At 44.0% G+C, this 19,587-nt stretch carries 18 protein-coding genes; 4 read left to right on the forward strand and 14 right to left on the reverse strand.

The window, feature by feature from the left end; all coding sequences use genetic code 11:
- Positions 1-24: 24 nt before the first annotated feature.
- Together hyi and gcl are read right to left on the reverse strand one after the other, a co-directional pair.
- Positions 25-801 carry a hydroxypyruvate isomerase gene (hyi, locus tag L1D22_RS05140; RefSeq protein ID WP_239828933.1) on the reverse strand — a complete coding sequence of 259 codons (777 nt, stop codon included), beginning with the start codon at positions 799-801 and terminating at the stop codon, positions 25-27.
- 116 nt (positions 802-917) lie between these two features.
- A complete protein-coding gene (gcl, locus tag L1D22_RS05145) occupies positions 918-2,690 on the reverse strand; it encodes a glyoxylate carboligase (protein ID WP_239828934.1) in 1,773 nt (590 codons plus the stop codon).
- A gap of 313 nt (positions 2,691-3,003) precedes the next feature.
- Here gcl and aceB point away from each other — a divergent pair, with 313 nt between their 5' ends.
- Complete coding sequence (aceB, locus tag L1D22_RS05150; RefSeq protein ID WP_239828935.1) at positions 3,004-4,629, forward strand: malate synthase A; 1,626 nt, start codon at positions 3,004-3,006, stop codon at positions 4,627-4,629.
- Positions 4,630-4,714: 85 nt separating this feature from the next.
- Entirely contained in the window at positions 4,715-5,155 is a 441-nt protein-coding gene (locus tag L1D22_RS05155) for a heme-binding protein (protein ID WP_017631066.1), read from the forward strand.
- Positions 5,156-5,456: 301 nt separating this feature from the next.
- Here the strand turns inward: L1D22_RS05155 and L1D22_RS05160 are convergent, their stop codons facing one another.
- The 5 genes from L1D22_RS05160 to L1D22_RS05180 all read right to left on the reverse strand — a co-directional run bounded on the left by L1D22_RS05160 (position 5,457) and on the right by L1D22_RS05180 (position 9,918).
- A complete protein-coding gene (locus tag L1D22_RS05160; RefSeq protein WP_239828936.1) occupies positions 5,457-6,881 on the reverse strand; it encodes an aspartate kinase in 1,425 nt (474 codons plus the stop codon).
- A 78-nt stretch (positions 6,882-6,959) separates the two neighbouring features.
- On the reverse strand, positions 6,960-7,346 hold the full coding sequence (locus L1D22_RS05165; RefSeq protein WP_239828937.1) for an ectoine synthase: 387 nt from the start codon (positions 7,344-7,346) through the stop codon (positions 6,960-6,962).
- A 12-nt stretch (positions 7,347-7,358) separates the two neighbouring features.
- Positions 7,359-8,624, reverse strand: a complete 1,266-nt coding sequence (gene ectB / locus L1D22_RS05170) for a diaminobutyrate--2-oxoglutarate transaminase (RefSeq protein ID WP_239828938.1) — start codon at positions 8,622-8,624, stop codon at positions 7,359-7,361.
- A 35-nt stretch (positions 8,625-8,659) separates the two neighbouring features.
- A complete protein-coding gene (gene ectA, locus L1D22_RS05175; protein WP_239828939.1) occupies positions 8,660-9,193 on the reverse strand; it encodes a diaminobutyrate acetyltransferase in 534 nt (177 codons plus the stop codon).
- Positions 9,194-9,657: 464 nt separating this feature from the next.
- Complete coding sequence (locus L1D22_RS05180) at positions 9,658-9,918, reverse strand: DUF5062 family protein (protein ID WP_239828940.1); 261 nt, start codon at positions 9,916-9,918, stop codon at positions 9,658-9,660.
- Between the two features lie 448 nt (positions 9,919-10,366).
- On the opposite strand from L1D22_RS05180, the gene L1D22_RS05185 reads away from it, so the two are divergent.
- A complete protein-coding gene (locus L1D22_RS05185) occupies positions 10,367-10,582 on the forward strand; it encodes a hypothetical protein (RefSeq protein WP_239828941.1) in 216 nt (71 codons plus the stop codon).
- A gap of 116 nt (positions 10,583-10,698) precedes the next feature.
- Here L1D22_RS05185 and L1D22_RS05190 read toward each other — a convergent pair whose 3' ends face one another.
- A complete protein-coding gene (locus L1D22_RS05190; RefSeq protein WP_239828942.1) occupies positions 10,699-11,355 on the reverse strand; it encodes a QnrS family quinolone resistance pentapeptide repeat protein in 657 nt (218 codons plus the stop codon).
- A 320-nt stretch (positions 11,356-11,675) separates the two neighbouring features.
- On the opposite strand from L1D22_RS05190, the gene L1D22_RS05195 reads away from it, so the two are divergent.
- Positions 11,676-12,254: a TetR/AcrR family transcriptional regulator gene (locus L1D22_RS05195; protein ID WP_239828943.1), complete on the forward strand. Its 579-nt coding sequence runs from the start codon at positions 11,676-11,678 to the stop codon at positions 12,252-12,254.
- 125 nt (positions 12,255-12,379) lie between these two features.
- Here the strand turns inward: L1D22_RS05195 and L1D22_RS05200 are convergent, their stop codons facing one another.
- The 6 genes from L1D22_RS05200 to L1D22_RS05225 all read right to left on the reverse strand — a co-directional run bounded on the left by L1D22_RS05200 (position 12,380) and on the right by L1D22_RS05225 (position 19,474).
- A complete protein-coding gene (locus L1D22_RS05200; RefSeq protein ID WP_239828944.1) occupies positions 12,380-13,627 on the reverse strand; it encodes an anaerobic sulfatase maturase in 1,248 nt (415 codons plus the stop codon).
- 119 nt (positions 13,628-13,746) lie between these two features.
- Positions 13,747-15,492, reverse strand: a complete 1,746-nt coding sequence (locus L1D22_RS05205; protein ID WP_239828945.1) for an arylsulfatase — start codon at positions 15,490-15,492, stop codon at positions 13,747-13,749.
- Between the two features lie 106 nt (positions 15,493-15,598).
- Entirely contained in the window at positions 15,599-16,015 is a 417-nt protein-coding gene (locus L1D22_RS05210; RefSeq protein WP_239828946.1) for a tetratricopeptide repeat protein, read from the reverse strand.
- A gap of 160 nt (positions 16,016-16,175) precedes the next feature.
- A complete protein-coding gene (locus L1D22_RS05215; protein WP_239828947.1) occupies positions 16,176-17,381 on the reverse strand; it encodes an iron-containing alcohol dehydrogenase in 1,206 nt (401 codons plus the stop codon).
- 177 nt (positions 17,382-17,558) lie between these two features.
- Positions 17,559-18,002 (reverse strand): hypothetical protein, encoded by a 444-nt coding sequence (locus L1D22_RS05220; protein WP_239828948.1) that lies wholly within the window; start codon positions 18,000-18,002, stop codon positions 17,559-17,561.
- A 56-nt stretch (positions 18,003-18,058) separates the two neighbouring features.
- Positions 18,059-19,474: a coniferyl aldehyde dehydrogenase gene (locus tag L1D22_RS05225; protein WP_239828949.1), complete on the reverse strand. Its 1,416-nt coding sequence runs from the start codon at positions 19,472-19,474 to the stop codon at positions 18,059-18,061.
- Positions 19,475-19,587: the final 113 nt, after the last annotated feature.

The raw sequence follows: 19,587 nt of genomic DNA on the forward strand, positions 1-19,587 counted from the left end.
ACGTTTGAGGGTTACCAGACGCAATTAACGGTACTGGTTTAGCCAACCAAGGCCTTCTGTCGTTGTCGTTTTCGGTTTGTATTCGCAGCCAACCCAGCCTTGATAACCAAGCTCATCAAGGTAGTTCAGTACGAATGGATAATTGATTTCTCCCGTACCCGGTTCGTGTCGACCCGGGTTATCAGCCAGCTGTACGTGAGCGATTTGACCAATGTTCTGCTGCATGGTTGGCGTAAGGTCGCCTTCCATAATCTGCATGTGATAGATATCGTATTGGATAGAAAGATTATCGCTTGCCACCTCTTTAATGATGGCTTTCGCTTGCTCTGTGGTGTTCAGGAAAAAGCCCGGAATATCGCGCGTGTTAATCGCTTCAATCACTAGGCTAATGCCTTCGGCAGCCAGAGCATTTGCGGCATAGTGAAGGTTAATCACAAAGGTCACCTGAGCGTCTTGCGGAGTAACGCCTTGTGGGACAATACCCGCTAAGCAGTTCACCTGTTTACAGCCCAGTTTCTTGGCATAAGCGATCGCTTTAGGCACGCCTGCTTGAAACTCTTCAACGCGTGCTGGATCAACCGCAATACCACGATCGCCTGCATCCCAATCCCCAGCAGGCAAGTTAAATAGCACTTGCTCTAGATTATTAGCATCAAGCTTTTGTTTAATCTCATCCGCATCAAAGGCATATGGGAAAAGGTATTCCACACCTTGAAAACCCGCCTCAGCGGCAGCTTCAAAGCGATCCATAAAATCAACTTCCGTGAATAACATTGACAAGTTTGCTGCAAATTTTGCCATGACTCTGTCCTTATTCTTTCTTTTTGAAAATCTGGTTATTTGTAGTAAAGCCTCACGCTATTGGAGACTTTCCGTAGAGCCCAATCTCGGCTCTACAGATACACATTATTTTGTGATTATTTGTACGCTAGCGCGGTTGGCGCATCGCCTCGGCTTTCGGCAAGTGGTTCAAATTCGTTGATGGCGTTGATCTCTACGCCCATCGCAATGTTAGTCACTCGCTCCAGAATCAGCTCAACCACCACAGGCACCTTGTGCTTATTCATTAGCTCTTTGGCTTGTTCAAACGCTGCTGCAATTTGGTCTGGTTCACGAACTCGAATCGCCTTACAACCTAAGCCTTCAACAACCGCCACATGGTCGACACCGTAGCCCTCAAGCTCTGGCGCGTTCTGATTATCGAACGCCAGTTGTACACAATAATCGATATCAAATTGGCGCTGAGCTTGGCGAATCAAACCTAGGTAGGAGTTGTTCACCAACACATGGATGTATGGCAAGTTGAACTGCGCACCTACCGCCAGCTCTTCAATCATGAACTGGAAGTCGTAGTCACCAGAGATAGCGACAATATCGCGATTTGGATCGGCCGCTCGTACACCCAGCGCGGCAGGTGTTGTCCAACCAAGCGGGCCAGCCTGACCACAGTTGATCCAATGTCGAGGCTTGTACACATGAAGGAACTGCGCCGCGGCAATCTGCGATAAACCAATGGTGCTGACGTAGCAAGTATCACGACCAAATGCTTTGTTCATCTCTTCATAAACGCGCATCGGTTTCATCGGTGCTTCATCGAAATTGGTTTTACGTAACATGGTCGACTTGCGCTCCTGACACTCACCTACCCAGCCACTTCGGTTTGGTAATTTACCTGCATCACGCCACTCTTTAGCGACTTCAACCATGAGCTCAAGTGCCGATTTTGCATCTGAAACAATGCCTAAATCAGGGCAGAACACACGACCAATTTGGGTTGGTTCAATATCGACATGAACAAACTTACGCCCTTCGGTGTAAACATCGACAGAACCGGTATGACGGTTAGCCCAGCGGTTACCCACACCAAACACGAAATCAGAGTTCAGCATGGTTTCATTACCGTAACGGTGAGAAGTTTGTAGCCCCACCATGCCTGCCATCAGCTCGTGATCATCTGGGATAGAACCCCATCCCATCAAGGTTGGAATCACTGGTACACCTGTGATCTCAGCAAACTGCTGTAGCAACTCAGATGCGCCTGCGTTGATCACACCACCACCGGATACAATCAGAGGTTTTTCCGATTGAGACATCATGGTTAATGCTTTCTCAACCTGCGCGCGGGTTGCTTGTGGCTTGTAAGGTTCTAGCGGTTCATAGGTATCAATATCGAACTCAATCTCAGCGAGCTGCACATCTAAAGGCAAGTCGATCAGCACAGGGCCAGGACGTCCAGAACGCATCAAATGAAAGGCTTTTTGAAATGCACGTGGCACTTGAGCAGGTTCCAGTACCGTGGTTGCCCACTTAGTGACTGGCTTAGCAATCGATTCGATGTCGACCGCTTGAAAGTCTTCTTTATGAAGGCGAGCACGCGGAGCCTGACCTGTAATGCATAGGATAGGGATCGAGTCAGCGGATGCAGAATAAAGACCCGTGATCATGTCCGTTCCTGCCGGGCCAGAAGTACCAATACACACACCAATATTATCCTGATTAGTACGTGTGTAGCCTTCAGCCATATGTGAGGCACCCTCTACATGTCGAGCTAAGACGTGGTCGATTCCTCCGAGCTTTTTCATCGCTGCGTACATTGGGTTTATTGCTGCGCCGGGAACACCAAATGCGATGTCTACTCCTTCACGTTTAAGCACTTCTACCGCTGCCTCAATCGCTTTCATAATTGCCATTCGAACCTCCAGTTCAGATTGTATACAATTAAACTAACTTTTGTGTACTATGAATCATCCTCAGCATTTATCAAGTCCAATTTGAAACAAATTTGTTACATCAACCTATCCTATTGAACAGCAATCAAGCCTGAAAAGCTTACAATTCATTGCTTTACATAAAATATCTTTACGTAAAAATAAATCACAAAAAGATCAAATGATAAATAAATGTTAAATACCATTTGCTTGTTTACAATTTCTACAATATAAATATCGTTAAAAAGAGCATTTTGTATACAAAATGACATCGTATTGTGTAAAGGAGACAAACATGATGAATGACGTGAAAGAAAGAGAAGAAACACTGTGTATGCAGGTACTTGGGAATATGGACAACCCCGAGTACAAAGAGATCTTGTCTAAAGATGCATTGAAATTCTTAGAAGCTATCGTTAACAAGTTTGGAGATCGCCGTCATGCCCTGCTAAATGATCGCGACATTAAACAAGCTCAATACGATAACGGTGAGTTACCCAATTTTAGAAAGGACACTATCTCTATTCGTCAGAATAAAGAGTGGAAAGTCGCAACACCGCCGCCAGAATTGCTGGATCGCCGAGTAGAGATCACTGGTCCTATCGAAAGAAAGATGGTGATCAACGCATTAAACTCGGGCGCGAAAGTCTTCATGTGCTGCTTTGAGGATGCATCTTCTCCAACTTGGGCCAACATGGTCGAAGGGCAAATTAACCTAAGAGATGCCAACTTGGGCACCATCAGCTATTTCGATGAGAAGAAACAGAAGAGCTACCAATTAAATAACGATCCTGCTCTATTGATTGCTCGTCCTCGCGGGATTCATTTGCCTGAACAGTCCATTCAATTCAACAATCAACCTATCGCTGGTTGTCTGATGGACTTTGCGTTGTACTTTTTCCACAACTATCAATCACGTGCGCAGCAAGGCTTAGGCGTTTACTACTACATTCCCAAGCTAGAGAGCATGGAAGAAGCACAATGGTGGGACGACATTTTCAGTTTCACCGAGCACTATTTCAATGTAGCAAAAGGCACCATCCGTGCGACCGTGTTGATTGAAACTCTGCCTGCCGTCTTCCAAATGGAAGAGATCTTGTACGCCATGCGTGATCATATCGTTGCGATGAACTGTGGCCGTTGGGATTACATCTTCAGCTACATCAAAACGCTGAAAAATCATAAAGATCGTATCCTGCCAGACCGTCACGGGATCGGCATGGATCAAGAATTCCTTAATGCTTACAGCCAACTACTGGTTCGTACTTGTCACGCTCGAGGGGCACTGGCGATGGGTGGTATGTCGGCCTTCATTCCAGCAAAAGATCCACAAGAGATGGAGCGTGTTACCGCCAAGGTTATTGAAGACAAACATAGAGAATCTCAGAACGGACACGATGGCACATGGGTCGCGCACCCTGCCCTCGTTGATTTAGCGATGTCGATCTTTGATAAGCACTTAGATGGCAAAGTGAATCAAATGGATTTCCAAAGCCCTGAACACACCATCAATGCCGACACCTTACTTAAACCATGTGAAGGCAGCCGCGACGAAGCCGGCGTGCGTAAGAATATCCGTATTGCGCTGTATTACATTGAGGCTTGGATCCAAGGCTACGGCTGTGTACCTATTTACGGACTGATGGAAGATGCCGCCACCGCGGAGATCTCAAGAGCCAACATTTGGCAGTGGATCCATCATGGAGTCACGCTAGATGACGGCCAAACCTTTACTAAACAACTGTTCCACTCTTGGCTGTACCAAGAGCTAGACACAATAAAATGCGAAGTCGGTGACTCGCGCTATGTAGCAGGTCGATTTGAAGAGACAGCCGATCTTTTCTATCAACTTTCTACAGCCGAAGAGTTCGCTGCCTTCCTAACTTTACCCAGCTATGGGCTTTTGCAAGAATCCAGCTAGGCGTCTTGCGGCGATTCAAACAGACCACTAGCACTGATTAGTGCTCTGTTTGAAATAGCCAAGCCCCTGAAAATTAGGAGATAACATGGGAAGTTTGACTCTACAACAAGCGTTAACCATCATAGATGGCACCTTTAAAGCAGGCAAAAAGATTCATACCGAGCCCCTCACTGTTGCTGTGTTAGACAGCGGTGGCAAACTGATTTCTCTGCAACGTCAAGATGGCTCCAGCATGATGCGACCTGACATCGCCATTGCTAAAGCCTGGGGCGCACTCGCACTAGGGTGTTCTTCAAGAAAACTCGCCCAAGATGCTGACAACAGGCCAGCATTTATCTCCGCCGTGAATGTACTCGCACACGGAAACATGGTGCCAGTGCCAGGGGGCTTACTGATTCGAGACAAGGATAAAACGGTACTCGGTGCTATTGGTGTCAGCGGTGACATATCAGACATCGATGAAAGCTGCGCCATCAACGGAATTGGCTGCGCAGAGCTGTTCAGTGACGAGATGCTGCAAGCTTAGTCCGTCGCTTAACACCATATTTAAAACAAACCATAATGAAAACATTACTTTAAATTCTGACTCAGTAACAAAAAACCGAAGCTTTAATGCTTCTCAGTTAATCATCGTTTAGCATCTTCTTGGAGGAGGTTATTTGATAAGAGGGAGCATAAGGCCTGCTCCACTTTTAAATACTGAGTCGAATCAAGCACTGTTGAGTAAATGACTGGTCAGCCCCATATGGCAGACCAGTTTCTCTTGAGGGCAGTCAAATATCGTTGTTTTATTGGCCGTTCTATTAAAATACTCATCATCACTTTATCTAAGCAGCATTCACTGATGAGGTAACAGCTTTGTCTTGATCAAAAAACTCTTCGTGTAGTGCACAAATGGCCTCTTGATACTTATCATCACTCACCACAAATTGTACATTCACGTTTCTCATCGACGAATGCAACGCAATCGGTGTCACATTATTATTCATCAAAGCTAATACGCCATTCGCCAGCGTTTTATTGGTATCAATTTGAGAGCCGATCGCTGAAATAATAGCGACCATACGCCCCGAAATGGATGCCTTCGGGTAACGCTTCTCGGCCTTATAGTACACCTTATTTAAATTCTCTGAACTGCCACCTAGATAATACGTAATAGAGTTAGCATTCATCTCTTTTCCGATAAGGTTAACCCTTGCATCAGCGATAATTTCCATGAGTTCATAACTGACGTTATCAGCCTTACCGACCATCCCTTGATCAAAAACATGCAACGCATAGACTTTCTGCTTTCCAGCAATAATCTCTATCTGATTGGCGTCTGGACGGTAATCTGAAGAAATAAGAGTGCCTTCATGCTCTGGCTCAAAAGTGTTCTTTATTTGTAGCTCTATGCCACTCTCTCGCAACCCTGCTGCTGCGTTAGAGTGAATCGCTTCCATACCAAGGTTGGCTAATTGATCGGCAACATCATAGTTAGTTTCCCCAATCGGTTTAACTGAGCCAACACCAACAACTTTTGGGTCTGCCGAGCTAAAATGGTATTCCTTATGAATAATGGCCAGTGATGCCTTAGTGATGGTAGCAATACGACTAAACGTCATTTCGCTGTAACCGCGATCATAAGTGTGCATCAAGCCTTCTTTGCAATAAGCATAACCCGTCACTATTGGTAACTCTTGAGTCACATCTATGTTTGAAAAAGCATCATTAATGGTATCGTCCAAGCTTTGAGGGGTTTGGTTATCCCAACCAGAAAGATCAACAAAGGTTGAGTTGATACCAATATTTTTCAGTTTAAGAGCCGTATTGAAAGCGCTATGTGACTCACCAATTGAAGAGAGAAACTCACGGATCTGTGGTAAATAGTGCCTCAATGAAAACTGGCCGTATTGGCATGTTTCAAGAATGTTAGTAATACAGTTTTTGGCTTCTGAAATACGAGACCGGATGAACTTATCTGCTCTCATACGATTCATTGGATCCGCAAAAATATGCTCATTGGTCAGTAGCATACGACGTTCAATATAAGATAGAGCATCCTTCCACGAATCGTCACGCATCGCTATCAATTGATAGACACCAGGCTTACCTGTTTTTTTGCACTCTAACAATGCATCCGTCATGCCGCTGTAAGCAGACACAACAAAGATTCGATCATACGGATTGTGTGGGCGGAGAATAATATTGTCGAGCACAGCATCAAATGCTGTCATTGATGTACCGCCGATTTTTTCTACGGTAAATGTCATAAGAGACCTTAGTTTTAGAGAAATTTAAAGACTAAATAGATGGAGAATGGGGTGAGGATTCACCCCAGAAAAAGTCGGTTAATCAACCAGAGGATAAACGCCGTTTTCATCGTGAACTTCAGCGCCAGTGATCGGAGGGTTGAACACACACGCCATGACCATTTCTTTGTTTTTATATGCGCGTAAATAGTGCTCGTCGTGTTTATCAAGAATATAAAGCGTTCCAGGTTTAATGGGGTAAGTTTCTCCCCCAACCACTTCAATTTCACCTTCACCACTCATGCAATACACTGACTCTAAATGGTTCTGATAGTGAATATGCGTTTCCGTTGCTTCGTAGATTGTCGTTATATGAAAAGAGAAACCCATCTTGTCATCTTTCAACAACATGCGAGTACTTTCCCAAGTATCCGAGACAATACGTCTTTCGCTATTGCGACATTCATCAAGTGTTCTAACAATCATTTTCTATCCCTATTACGATGCTTTCTTGAAATACTTAGTTGCTACAATTTCGACTGAATTTTCGAAGATAGTTAAACCTTGCATCAGCTCCGATTCAGATATGGTGAGTGGGCAAAAGAACTTCACAATTTCATCGTTAGGGCCAGCCGTTTCAATGACCATTCCGTTCTCAAAACACGTTTTAGCAATCTCGTCAGCCGTGTTGCCATCCTTGCATTCAATGCCAATCATCATTCCACGCCCTTTACGTTGAACAAACAACTCAGGGAAACGCTTAATATGACGTTGAATAACATCATCTATCATTTCTGAACAGTGTTGGATATGAGCTTCAAAGTCCCCATTTGCCCAATACATTTCTAGCGCTTTGGCAGCGGTGACAAACGCATGGTTATTACCACGGAAAGTGCCATTGTGCTCACCTGGTTGCCATTTATCTAATTCAGGCTTTAACAAAACAACGGCCATTGGTAGCCCATAACCACTGATAGATTTAGACAGTGTCACAATATCTGGCTTGATACCTGAAGGTTCAAAACTGAAAAAGGTACCGGTTCGACCGCAACCCGCTTGGATATCATCCACAATCAGTAAGATATCGTGGGCTTTACAAATTTTACTTAAGCGCTGTAGCCACTCATTTGAAGCGACATTTAACCCGCCTTCACCTTGAACAGTTTCCAATAAAACGGCTGCAGGCTTATCCATACCTGCAGAGTTATCGTCTAACATCGTTTCAAATAACTTTAATCCATCGACACCAGCGTAACCGTCAAATGGCAAACGTGTAACGTTGTTAAGATTGGATCCCGCACCTTGTCTATGGTGTTGATTGCCTGTAGCAGCCAAAGCGCCAGCCGTACAACCGTGGAATCCATTAGTAAACGCCACTATGCTGCTTCGGCCTTTCACTTTTTTAGCCAATTTAATTGCAGCTTCAACAGCGTTTGTTCCGGTAGGGCCCGTAAACTGAACTTTATAATCGAGCGCTCTTGGTTCCAAAATAAAGCGACTAAGAGCTTCTAGGAATTCAGCTTTGGCTTCTGAATGCATATCTAAGCCATGTGTAATCCCATCCATTTCAATATATTCAAGTAAAGCTTGCTTAAAGATTGGGTTGTTGTGACCGTAATTGAGAGATCCTGCTCCAGCAAGAAAATCGATGTAACGATCACCTTGTTTTGTTTCAAGCCAGCAGCCTTTTGATTTAGCAAAAGTTACTGGAAAACTATTCGAGTATGAACGTACGTTAGATTCCTGCTTTTTAAAAATATTCATGATAATGCCGTTATTTGATTCCTATAAGTGTTTGATTATTTGAGAGAGATTCGATAGAGATATTCGGTATCGTGCTGCCCGTTGAAGTGAAGGTTTTCATCTAAGAAAGTGGTCACTTGCCCGGTATTACCGTTTTTGTCGTCCAGCTTTTTAAACAATGCCCAAGACGCTTGGTTTGATTTGGTGATAGTCGTTTCAATCGCCTCAATGCTCTTTAACCTCTCTCGCTTAAGCAAAGTGTTCAACATCTTGTAAGCTAAGGCATTGCCTCTAAACTTAGGCGCTACCGCCACTTGCCAAATAAAAAGAACATTGGGCTCATTGGGTTTCTGGTAACTCGAAATAAAACCAGCAAGGTCACCTTCATGCTCCACTAAAATACAAGTTTTACTAAAGTGAGTAGATTGCAAAAAGTTGCAGTATGAAGAGTTAGTATCTAATGGGGGGCACTCTGAAATTAATTGATAAATGTTATTGCCATCCGAAACTTCTGGCTCACGAAAATTCCATTTTTCAATCATTTTTTCTACAACCTCTGGATACATTACCCAGGGCGCTGACGTAATCATACGGAGATATTTCCTTTGAACTCTAATTAAATTCCTTTTAATTATGAGCATTTTCGATACATAAAGATCAACCAAACAACTCGCAAAAACAAATTTTTGTGATATACATCACACATAATCATCTATTACATGCATTAAATAATACTTTGAGTTCTAATGTATTTATTGAGCCGGTGTTAAATTGAGTCTCTTGAAAGGAATAGGAACGAGACAAATGGTTAGAGCAGTTCATAAAACTCGGCTATCAAATGCGTGAGACAGCCGTGGAGAAATCAGTCAAACTGTCAACGCCAACGTTAAGTGAAGTAAACAATGATGCTCTAAACAGTAGTGACTGACGTTCCAATATTGAAACGCAGATACCGAAAACAAAAAAACCTAGCCTGTGATAGCTAGGTTTCTATAAATATCAATTCTTTATAAGTCAAAAGAAACGAGTTCGGATCAATTGAATGAGTTGCAAATTACTTTAGAGGATCGTTGTCAGGCAATGCGTTGTGTATCCATAACGCTAGACGCTTCTTAATATTCGCCCCATCCAACTTATTGTCGGGTAACGGCGTGATCTGATTCACTTCAACAAGAAACAAATACACCGCTTTAACCTTTATCGGTTGAGATGAATTCGGCAAATCAAAACCTTGTAGCTTTGCCATCTTAAAGCCGACCTCAACTGCTTTTTTTACCAGCTTATCTTCATTAATGATCTTCGCGGTTTTCGACATATCATCTCCATCATCTTTATCGAATGAATATTGAGTATATCAAACAGAATCTTAGACAAGATTACAATGATCTCAATTCGAAAACTCTCTTTGATACATAGCGCAAAACGAAATGCAGATTCAAGCCCAACACAAACGCCATCGACATTTACGCCACGAATAGCAATAAGCATCCCATCTCTTAACAAAACTCTCAATAAATGAGATCCTCAGTCAATAAACCAAAAATTGAACAGTTTTTAACTTATCATTCCAAAGAATACGGAATACTATGTTTTTCATTGGCATGTTATTAATTTCATCAAAAATCAATAAACTACTGTTATTTAATCAGTTTTATAATATAACGATTTAGATCAAATTTACGGTCACCTGTAATCAAAACTTATTTACAAAAAACTCATTAAGAAAATAGAATAAATCCACTAATATTATACTGGTGTTAAAAATGCGTTACCTATGGGCTTCATTCTGTCATAAAAACCCTATTCCCGGACGAATCGTTCATATCCTTGTTATGCTGATAGCGTTAGCTTCTATCGTTGTTCCGCTGATTTCCAAAGATGCCACGACCATCATAACCTCTCTATGTATCGCGCTTGTATGCTTTGCACTGTTCGTGTTCTTTGCGCTAGCCGATAAGATGCGTTCAGGTATGCACTAACCAGCCAGGTATTCGCCAAGCATTCTCTTTTTTAATTTCATTATAAAATGCATGCGACCAGATAGGGTAAAGCCCAAAGTTATTAGCTTTGGGCTTTTCTAACCTCACTAGAGCTATTAATCAGGCATCACAACAATGCCCATACTTTCAAGCAGTTGCTCTTGCTGCCAAGCCACAATTTTAATTCCAGAAGTATCGACCTTACGAGGATCTAAACCGTCTAATTCAGCATGGCACAAGTTTGCGCCTTGCATGCTGAATTGTCCCCATACATCTTCCGAGAATACACCGCGGCTGAGATCCGATTCTTTCAGTGATGCACCAGCAAGGTAAGTGCCTATCCAGCGATTTTCAAACAACTCACACTTTTCTAAGCAGGCCTGTTCAAAATTGGCGTAAGACAGGTTACACCCCGTGATATACGCCGAGCAAAAATACATGCGATTGCTCACCTGATTAGCAAAGTTGGTTCGCGTAAAGTTGGCACCTTTCAAATCACATTCGCGTAACTCAATACCGTAGCAATTGGCGTTACTGAAATTGGCCATGGCGATCTGACAGTTCTGAAAACTTGCATCACGCAAATCTGCAACATCGAAGTGGCAACCCTCGATATCGCCTTGCTCGATGAACTTACAATTGATAAACGTTGCATCGCGTAAGTTTGAACGCCTGAAGTCGCATCGGATGAAAGTGCATGCGGTAAATGTCATTTCAGACAGATCTTGATGAGCAAAACTGTGTTGATGATAAATGCTGTTATTGGTGTCCATTTAGCCCCCTAAAGAAATTAAGCTAAGACTACCATTGTGATCTTCAGAAAACACCAAATTAAAAACCAACAAAAACAGCAACTTAAAACACCCTAAATTAGCCATTTTAAGGCGCTAAACGGGCGATTTAAGGTGGTTATTTTCGGTTTGCAAGACGCACTTATTTTAAAAAAAGTTTTGTTGCTTAGAAGGCTAAATAGAAGATAAAGCCATTTTGACGAAACGAGGTAATTATAGGCTAAACCCTAACGCTCTAGACTGGACGGTTGGTATGCATCTCGCTACACTAATCATCATTCTCGGCATAAAGAGTAAGACCAATGAAAGACATGCGACAAGCTATGCTCGATGCAGGGTTTAGCCTTATTAATGAACACGGATTTGCTGGCGTTGGTCTGATGAAAATCATCAACCAAGCCGAAGGGACCAAAGGTTCTTTTTACCACTACTTCAAATCCAAAGAGCACTTTGGCGAGATCCTTCTAGCCAACTACTTTGATGATCACCTAGTTAAGCTTGATGACTTTCTGAGTGATGAGACTCTATCTCGTCGTGACCGCGTTAAAACGTACTTCGAATTCTGGTGTGCATCGAAATTGACTGAAGACTTCAATATCCAGTGTCTTGTGGTCAAGCTAGCGGGTGAAGTGTCAGGCTCTGCTAACCCGTTACAATCGACCATGGCAGAAGGTGCAGAAAAGATAATCCTACGTATGGCTCAGCTATTCGAAGAAGGCAATGAAGCGGGTGATTTCAATATCGCAGATCCTGAATCACTATCTCGCACGCTTTATGGCTTATGGCTAGGCTCTACGCTAATGGCAGCGATGCAGCGCAACCGTTCGATTCTGAACAATGCCATGGAAGAGACATTACTTGCGATGAGTTCAAAAGATTAATCAGCTCCTACACACGAAGAGGCTCGCTTTATATAGCGAGCCTCTTTTGTTTCAGGCTTGTTCGCTTTCTACCTAGACTTATTCTTTTTCTACCTAAGCTTTTGCTTATCACGTCATTGATTCGATTATCCCATCCGCGGCGCTATGTTATTGGCTTTTAGCAAAGCATTGAGCACAGGACCGATATGTTGAAAGAATTTGAGCCACCCTCCACATAGGTAATTTAACCCGGCCTCACCATCACGACTGTTGATAATTCGGTTCTTGGGACACTCTCCATGACAAGCAAATTTAAACTCACAAGTTTGGCACTGTTTAGGTAGTGACTTTTGCTTCGCGAATCCAAACGTTTGCTGAGCGGGTGAGAATGCCAGCTTCGATAGTGGCTTATCATGAATATTGCCCAACTGAAACTCAGGAAAGACGTAATGGTCGCATGAGTACACATCGCCATTAGGTTCAACCGCTAACCCCTTTCCGCAGATCTCACTCAGCGTGCACATGGTGCTGTCTCTTCCCATCCACACACCGACGAAGTTCTCAAAGTAAGGCACAAGTACTCGACCAAAATCGCCTTCGAACCACTCGTCAAAAACCGTCGAAAGAAACTCTCCCCATTGCGTTGAACCGACACTCCAAGGCTCAACTTCACCAGAGACAGGAATTATCGCTTGTTGGTTGCTCAACCATTTATTGTTGGTATGAGCCGCACGCTTGTCCACCACAGGAATAAACTGCAACTGCTTTGAACCCACTTCGTCACGCAGAAAACGATAAACCTCTAACGGGTATTTTCCTGTCACATCGTTCACACAGGTAAGGGTTGCAAACTCAACGTTATGTTTTTTTAAATAACCGATTCCACGGATGGTTTGAGAAAAAGTGCCTTTGCCTGCGCGGTTGGTGCGGTAATGATTATGTAGATGCTCGGGGCCATCAATGCTCACACCGATGATAAAGTCATTGTTCTTGAAGAACTCGCACCAATCATCATTCAACAAGGTGCCATTGGTTTGAAGGTCATTGCTGATCTTGCTGTGGCTAGGGCAGTATTTTTTCTGTAATGCCACGACCCTTTCAAAGTACTCAATGCCGAGCAGAGTTGGTTCTCCACCATGCCAAGAAAAGATAATCTCCGGCGTATTCTGTCCCTCTATATACTGCTTGATATAGAGCTCTAGCCGCGCTTCATCCATCACATATTGAGACCCTTTAGGGTATTCAAGCAATTGCTGTTTCTCTAAGTAATAACAGTAAGTACAACTGATATTGCACACGGCACCAATGGGTTTTACCAACGCTTGAAGCTTGCTGTGCGCCTTGCCATTAAATTGCGGAACCGAACTCAGGTTTGATAGTGATAAGGTCGTCATGAAGAATTCCTCGATGTAAAAGTTATTGTATTAGCTAAAACAATTCGTAATTCCTTTACACGGTGTTCATCGGCCAACCAAGCTTGATAGCACTAGGTTGGCCGAGTGGTTTGTTTCCTCTATTTCACGTTCTCAAACGGGTTCCACGCTTCATCAACTGGCACAATGTTTTGCGCTTTTTCGTACTCTTGATACTCAGCAACCATCTCTAGGAACAAGTCTGGCATTTGGTTTCTTAAGTCATGCTGCTCAGCCGGATCCTGTTTGGTGTTGTACAGATGCCATTCACTGTCACCGCCCATGCCCGTAGAGATTCGGATGATCTTGTAATCCCCTTTGAGCAAAATGCCGCTACCAAACAACTCAAATGGAATCGCATTATCAGCATTGTGCACCTCCGCCGTTTCACCTTTAAAGTAAGGCAACAAGCTCACGCCACTCATCGGTGCTACTTCTCGACCTTGATACTCTGTTCCTGGATGTTCTACATCGGCAATTTCAAGAATGGTGGCTGCGATGTCTTTTACTTGTGACAAATCATCAGTTTGAGTACCAGGTTGCAGCGCTTGATCGCCTTCTAAGAGTGCTTTCGCAGGCTTAACGATAAACGGCACTCGAATACCGCCTTCAGCCGTGTACGCTTTATACCAAGACAAACCACCGGTTGATGCACTTGCCCACTCTGGGCCTAATGACACGCTGGAGTTGGCTTTACCTAGGTTTTCCGTCGAGTTGTCAAAGTGATGCGCCGTCCATGTGCGAATCAAATCACTGATGTTTTCACCGGTAATATCCGCAGCTTCAGGGCCGTTGTCTGCCAGATACATGATGTAAGTATTGTCGTATTCCCCAATGTCTTTTAGGTAATCGACAACCTGACCGACTTGTTGGTCTTGCATCTCCATCATGCCCATTGCCACCGCCATCTTCTTGCCATACCACTCTTGTTCTTTCTCAGACAAGGAGTCCCAAGGGCGACTTAGTGCATTACGACTTGAGATATCGGCATCTTTAGGAATAACGCCCATCTCCTTCATGCGTTCAAAGCGGTCTTCACGAATCGAATCCCAACCATGTTCGACGTAGTAATCAACTTTGTCTTGATATGCTGATTCTGGTGCTTGCAGCGGAAGGTGTATGGCAGTGAAAGGAAGATAAGCAAAGAAAGGCTTACCGTCGTCTTTCTTACCATCGATCATCTTGATGAGTTCGTTGGTGTAAACTTGGTCGGAGTACTCGCCTTTGTATTTGTCCTCAACGACTTCACCATTTCTGTAGATTGGCTCAACTTCAACGCCGGGAATGTCGCCTTTTTGAAGCGCTTCAGCGGTAGCCGCGTTTTTGGCTGGGAACATCATGTCGCGGTTAAAGTGATTCGATCCGCCCACTAAAATGCCGTAACTTTCAGAAAATCCGCGGTCATCGGGCAGGAACCCATCATCATGACCTAAATGCCATTTACCCGATAAATACGTGTTGTAGCCATTTTCTTTGAGCAGCGTAGCCACTGTTACGCCCTTCTTGGTCAGGTACCCTTCATAGCCCGGCTTACCAATCGCGCCCGGATAGACAGCATAATCAAAGGTACCTAGCCCAACCTCGTGGCTGTTCGCTCCAGTTAACATCATTGAGCGAGTGACTGATGAGGTCGGTGATGCATGAAAGTTGGTGAATTTAACCCCCTCTTCAGCAAGCGCCATCAAGTTGGGTGTTTCGACTTCTGAACCATAAGGCTGGGTATCAGCAAAGCCAACATCATCACCGACAATAACAACGATGTTCGGCTTGTCTGATTCGGCGGCAAAGGCGGCGCTACTTGCGGCGGCCATCGCGGTGAATAATAGGGATTTCTTGAATGTCTGCATAAGATGTCTCCAATAGCTGTGAATAATTTTTCTGTGATTAGCTTTTTCTGTGACTAACCTTTCTGTGGTTAACCTTTTCTGTGACTAACTTTGGTTAGAATCTGAATTAGTGCGCGGCTTGGGACATCCAATGTAATAAGTCGAGCGCAGGGTCATAATCTTGAGCTGCTGCCAGACCGATCCAGGTGACAGCGTCCGCTTGGCTAACCTGAACGCCACTTCCAGAGAAGTACATTAGGCCAAGCTGTGTTTGAGCTTCAGGGCTACCGGTACTGGCTGCGGTTTTAAACCACTCCGCCGCTTTCTCGTCATTCTGCTCAACACCATCACCGCTCAAATACCGATAAGCGAGCTCAAGTTGTGCTTCAGACTGTCCTTCATAGGCTTCATCCAACAGCTGCACGACATCTTGATGCTGTTCAGATAAAACCGTGGAGTTTTCGCTTCCAACGCTTGCCTTGGCAAAAAGTAGAACAGCCAAAGCACCAGTCAGAATCACGGTAGTTAAACGTTTATTGAACATTTATTTCCTCCTCGGGAATAAAGATCGCAACGTCCCTGTCGAGTGAATTAGGTGAAAAGTAGGAATGGCGCGATGATGCACAAGCTCGATAGCAATACGTTTTCGATCTTCATAATTTGTCCTCGATTTACAGTGAGTTTTTTAATACTTAATGAGATGACTAAATCGCTTTTTCTATAATCTGTTCAATCGTTTGTTTCGAGATTGGGTAGAACTGAAAGCAGATGTCTTTCTCAATCGCCTGAGCAATATTGCGCTTCTCTTGATCATCGAATTCCCAGCTGCTGAAACGCTTCATCGCACCAACTTGGGTTTGAAAGTTGTGTAAGAAATCCAACACTCGTTGGTAAATCATCTCGTCCGTTCCAGTGCTCTCTAGCGAGAATGCTTGAGCCAATTTAAAGGCGTTTGGCATGTAGAATTCCGGCAGGGCTTCAATCACAACAGGCATCAGTACCGTGTTAGCGTCGCCGTGCGGGATATGGCTAATCGCACCAAAGGCATGGGCACAGTTATGGATAGGGATGCCACCTAGCGATGAATAAAACGCAGAAATCGCCATCGTGCTTGCCTGAAGTAGATTTCCGCGTGCGGTTAGGTTTTCAGGCTCCTCAAGTGCCACGGGTAAGTTTTCAACAATCAGTTTTGCAGCTTGAATGCCGTAAGCATCGGTAAAGGCATTGCTCATTGGAGAAACAATGGCCTCAACAGCGTGCGTTAATGCATCCATTGCGGTTGAGCGAGTCAGGTGAGCAGGCAGCTTTGTGGTGACAGTCGGATCAAGAATCGCGATGTCAGCTTCTAAACCAGACGCCACTAAGCTTGCCTTGATGTTTTCATGCTCGTTGTAAAAAACCGCAATCGGAGAAGCTTCAGCGCCAGTACCCGCCGTTGTTGGTACGGCAATATGAGGCACTCGAATGTCTTCGTTATTTGGCCACACTTCCATAAAGCCACCGCCTGCAATCACGGTACGAATATCATCAATCTGCTTATGAAGTGCGTATTTCACGCCCTTAGAAGCATCAATCACACTGCCTCCACCGACAGACAAAATAGCGTCGGCATTTAAGCTATTAGCAAACTCAATAGCTGCGTTGATGTTGTCACAAGTCGCGTCTGGCGCAATATCGGTATACACACCAACGAGCTGAGTCGTTTGTTGATTTGCTTCTTGATTCACCGTCTGGTTTGCAAACAACGCTGAGAATTGCTCAACAAAGCCCAGAGACTCCAAACCTTTGTCAGAAAAAAGCACAACTCTTTTTGCGCCTAAGCGAGCAAACAGAGAAGGGATATTTTCGATGCCATTTTCTTGAGCGTGAACAATGGTTTTCAGTTGAAAGTTAAAGTTATTGGTAGTCATGGTGTTTACCTCGTTTATGTTTGATGACTAAACAATAACCAATACAAACCGGTCGGTCTAGAGTGTTAATGTCAAAGATATGTCAATTAAGATCATTAAGGATCATTTGTCGGAAACGAAAAAAGCCCGCAAATGCGGGCTTAGGAATATTAGATTCAACGAGTTGAACGACAGAGGTTAACGCAAGTGAGCGGGTACCTTTGTTTTGTCTCGGTTGAGATAGTAGTAGAGATAAACCAAAGAGTAGACAGTCACAAACGCATCAAGCGCAAACACACCACTCCAACCATAAAACCACTCGTAGTCATTAATGCAGACGTTGTATAAGAAGATGCCAACAAACATCGACTTCTCAAATACGCTGTAAATCATGGTCGAAGTACGCAGCGATTTGTACTTGGCCGAGAACATCAACAACACACCAATACAGCCAACCATTACACCCCAGTGCTGATAAGTACCCAACAGATACTCTTTATTTTCCATCATCGTATCGTTGTAAGAAAACAGGGTCTGCATACTCCAATCCGGTGCCAAGAAGGTGGAAAAAGCAGTGGCGGTTAAGAATCCAGTAATCATCAAATACGATCTCATGGTTCGTTCAAAAAAGCGTTCCAACATAAAATAACCTCTAAAAATAACTTCTTAATAATGAATAACGTAATGACAGAAATGGTTTACTTACCAAGCATGCTCATCACTGCTGTCTTTAATTCGTTGTCTTCTTTTGCAAACAGATGCTTAACTCGATGATCTAAGCCCGTTTCCAAAACTGTTTTAGCGTGAGAGAAGGTGATAAATCCTTCTTTACCGTGATAATTGCCCTGACCTGATTCACCTATGCCACCAAATGGCGCGTCATCAACCGCCAAGTGAAAAACACAGTCATTGATACACATTCCACCGGAATGAACTTGGTGCTTAACCTGAGACTGTAAACTCAAATCAAAGCTCATCAGATACAGCGCCAAAGGCCTCGGTTTGCTATTGATGATTTGGAACGCCTCTTCGATATTGCGATACGTAATCAGTGGTAATAGCGGGCCGAAAATCTCTTCGTTCATCACCTTGGATGACAAGCTTGGTTCAACAATCAGATGCGCCACCAGTCGTTGGCAATCCAAGTCCATCGCGTTGTCATGGCAGGATACGGTTCGCGTTCCCGCTTGTTGTTCTTCATTCAACAAACCCACGATGCGGTCGCATTGGCGAGGGTTAATTAGAGACGTCAAATTCTCGGAATAAACCCCTTCATCAAACAACAGTTGGTACTGTTTTTTGTACTCCAGAATGAAAGCTTCGAGCTTATCTTCAGGAAGTAGCACGTAATCTGGAGCAACGCATACTTGGCCGTTGTTGAGACTCTTGCCGTAAATGATTCGCTCGACAGCAATATCGATCGGCATGTCTTCTGCCACGATAACTGGCGACTTGCCACCAAGTTCAAGAGTGACCGGAGTTAGCGTGTCAGCCGCTGATTTCATCACTTGACGACCCACTTGGGTTGAACCCGTAAACAGAAGATGATCAAACGGCAACGCGGAAAACGCAGCAGCAATTTCAACCTCTCCCTCAACAAGACATACCTCGTTGGAATTGAAGATTTCATCCAATAACTGTCTTAAAACGTGATTGGTTGCTGGCGTAAATTCACTCATCTTGATCATGGCGCGATTGCCCGCGGCCAAGGCTGAAATAAGCGGGCCGACGGACAACATGATAGGGAAATTCCATGGGGTAATGATCCCCACAACACCTTTAGGCTGATAAACCACTTCAACACGCGAAGTTGAAAGCAAAGGTCCTGAGTGGCGAATGGAAGATGTCGACCAATGCGGCAAACACTCGATGGTGTGATCGATATTGCCTAAACAAGGGAGTATGTCGGCCATCAAGGTGTCTTGTCGACTGCGGTGACCATAGTCCTCACAGACCGCTGTACACAAACGGTCTGTGTAATCGATAAGAGCAGATTTCAGCGCAAGTAACTGTTCTATTCTCACCGGCACAGTGGGCATCGGATCATCTGCAAAAGCTTCCTGCATATTCTTCAACGTCGCTGTCATTTGTGTAGCCGTCAATTCATGTTTCATACATCACCTCATGGTTAAGAGAGGCACACAATAATACAAAACAAACCGGTCGGTCTAGGGTTATTTTGTCAGAGAATAGTAAATACTGTTTGAAAAGAGTGGCTAGATATTGA

Source organism: Vibrio sp. Isolate34 (assembly GCF_022397915.1).
Lineage (GTDB): Bacteria > Pseudomonadota > Gammaproteobacteria > Enterobacterales > Vibrionaceae > Vibrio.

Bases quoted from the DNA above. Each gene is read 5' to 3' on its own strand.
- hyi (WP_239828933.1), bottom strand. From the start codon at position 801: ATGGCAAAATTTGCAGCAAACTTGTCAATGTTATTCACGGAAGTTGAT.
- gcl (WP_239828934.1), bottom strand. From the start codon at position 2,690: ATGGCAATTATGAAAGCGATTGAGGCAGCGGTAGAAGTGCTTAAACGT.
- aceB (WP_239828935.1), top strand. From the start codon at position 3,004: ATGATGAATGACGTGAAAGAAAGAGAAGAAACACTGTGTATGCAGGTA.
- L1D22_RS05155 (WP_017631066.1), top strand. From the start codon at position 4,715: ATGGGAAGTTTGACTCTACAACAAGCGTTAACCATCATAGATGGCACC.
- L1D22_RS05160 (WP_239828936.1), bottom strand. From the start codon at position 6,881: ATGACATTTACCGTAGAAAAAATCGGCGGTACATCAATGACAGCATTT.
- L1D22_RS05165 (WP_239828937.1), bottom strand. From the start codon at position 7,346: ATGATTGTTAGAACACTTGATGAATGTCGCAATAGCGAAAGACGTATT.
- ectB (WP_239828938.1), bottom strand. From the start codon at position 8,624: ATGAATATTTTTAAAAAGCAGGAATCTAACGTACGTTCATACTCGAAT.
- ectA (WP_239828939.1), bottom strand. From the start codon at position 9,193: ATGATTACGTCAGCGCCCTGGGTAATGTATCCAGAGGTTGTAGAAAAA.
- L1D22_RS05180 (WP_239828940.1), bottom strand. From the start codon at position 9,918: ATGTCGAAAACCGCGAAGATCATTAATGAAGATAAGCTGGTAAAAAAA.
- L1D22_RS05185 (WP_239828941.1), top strand. From the start codon at position 10,367: ATGCGTTACCTATGGGCTTCATTCTGTCATAAAAACCCTATTCCCGGA.
- L1D22_RS05190 (WP_239828942.1), bottom strand. From the start codon at position 11,355: ATGGACACCAATAACAGCATTTATCATCAACACAGTTTTGCTCATCAA.
- L1D22_RS05195 (WP_239828943.1), top strand. From the start codon at position 11,676: ATGAAAGACATGCGACAAGCTATGCTCGATGCAGGGTTTAGCCTTATT.
- L1D22_RS05200 (WP_239828944.1), bottom strand. From the start codon at position 13,627: ATGACGACCTTATCACTATCAAACCTGAGTTCGGTTCCGCAATTTAAT.
- L1D22_RS05205 (WP_239828945.1), bottom strand. From the start codon at position 15,492: ATGCAGACATTCAAGAAATCCCTATTATTCACCGCGATGGCCGCCGCA.
- L1D22_RS05210 (WP_239828946.1), bottom strand. From the start codon at position 16,015: ATGTTCAATAAACGTTTAACTACCGTGATTCTGACTGGTGCTTTGGCT.
- L1D22_RS05215 (WP_239828947.1), bottom strand. From the start codon at position 17,381: ATGACTACCAATAACTTTAACTTTCAACTGAAAACCATTGTTCACGCT.
- L1D22_RS05220 (WP_239828948.1), bottom strand. From the start codon at position 18,002: ATGTTGGAACGCTTTTTTGAACGAACCATGAGATCGTATTTGATGATT.
- L1D22_RS05225 (WP_239828949.1), bottom strand. From the start codon at position 19,474: ATGAAACATGAATTGACGGCTACACAAATGACAGCGACGTTGAAGAAT.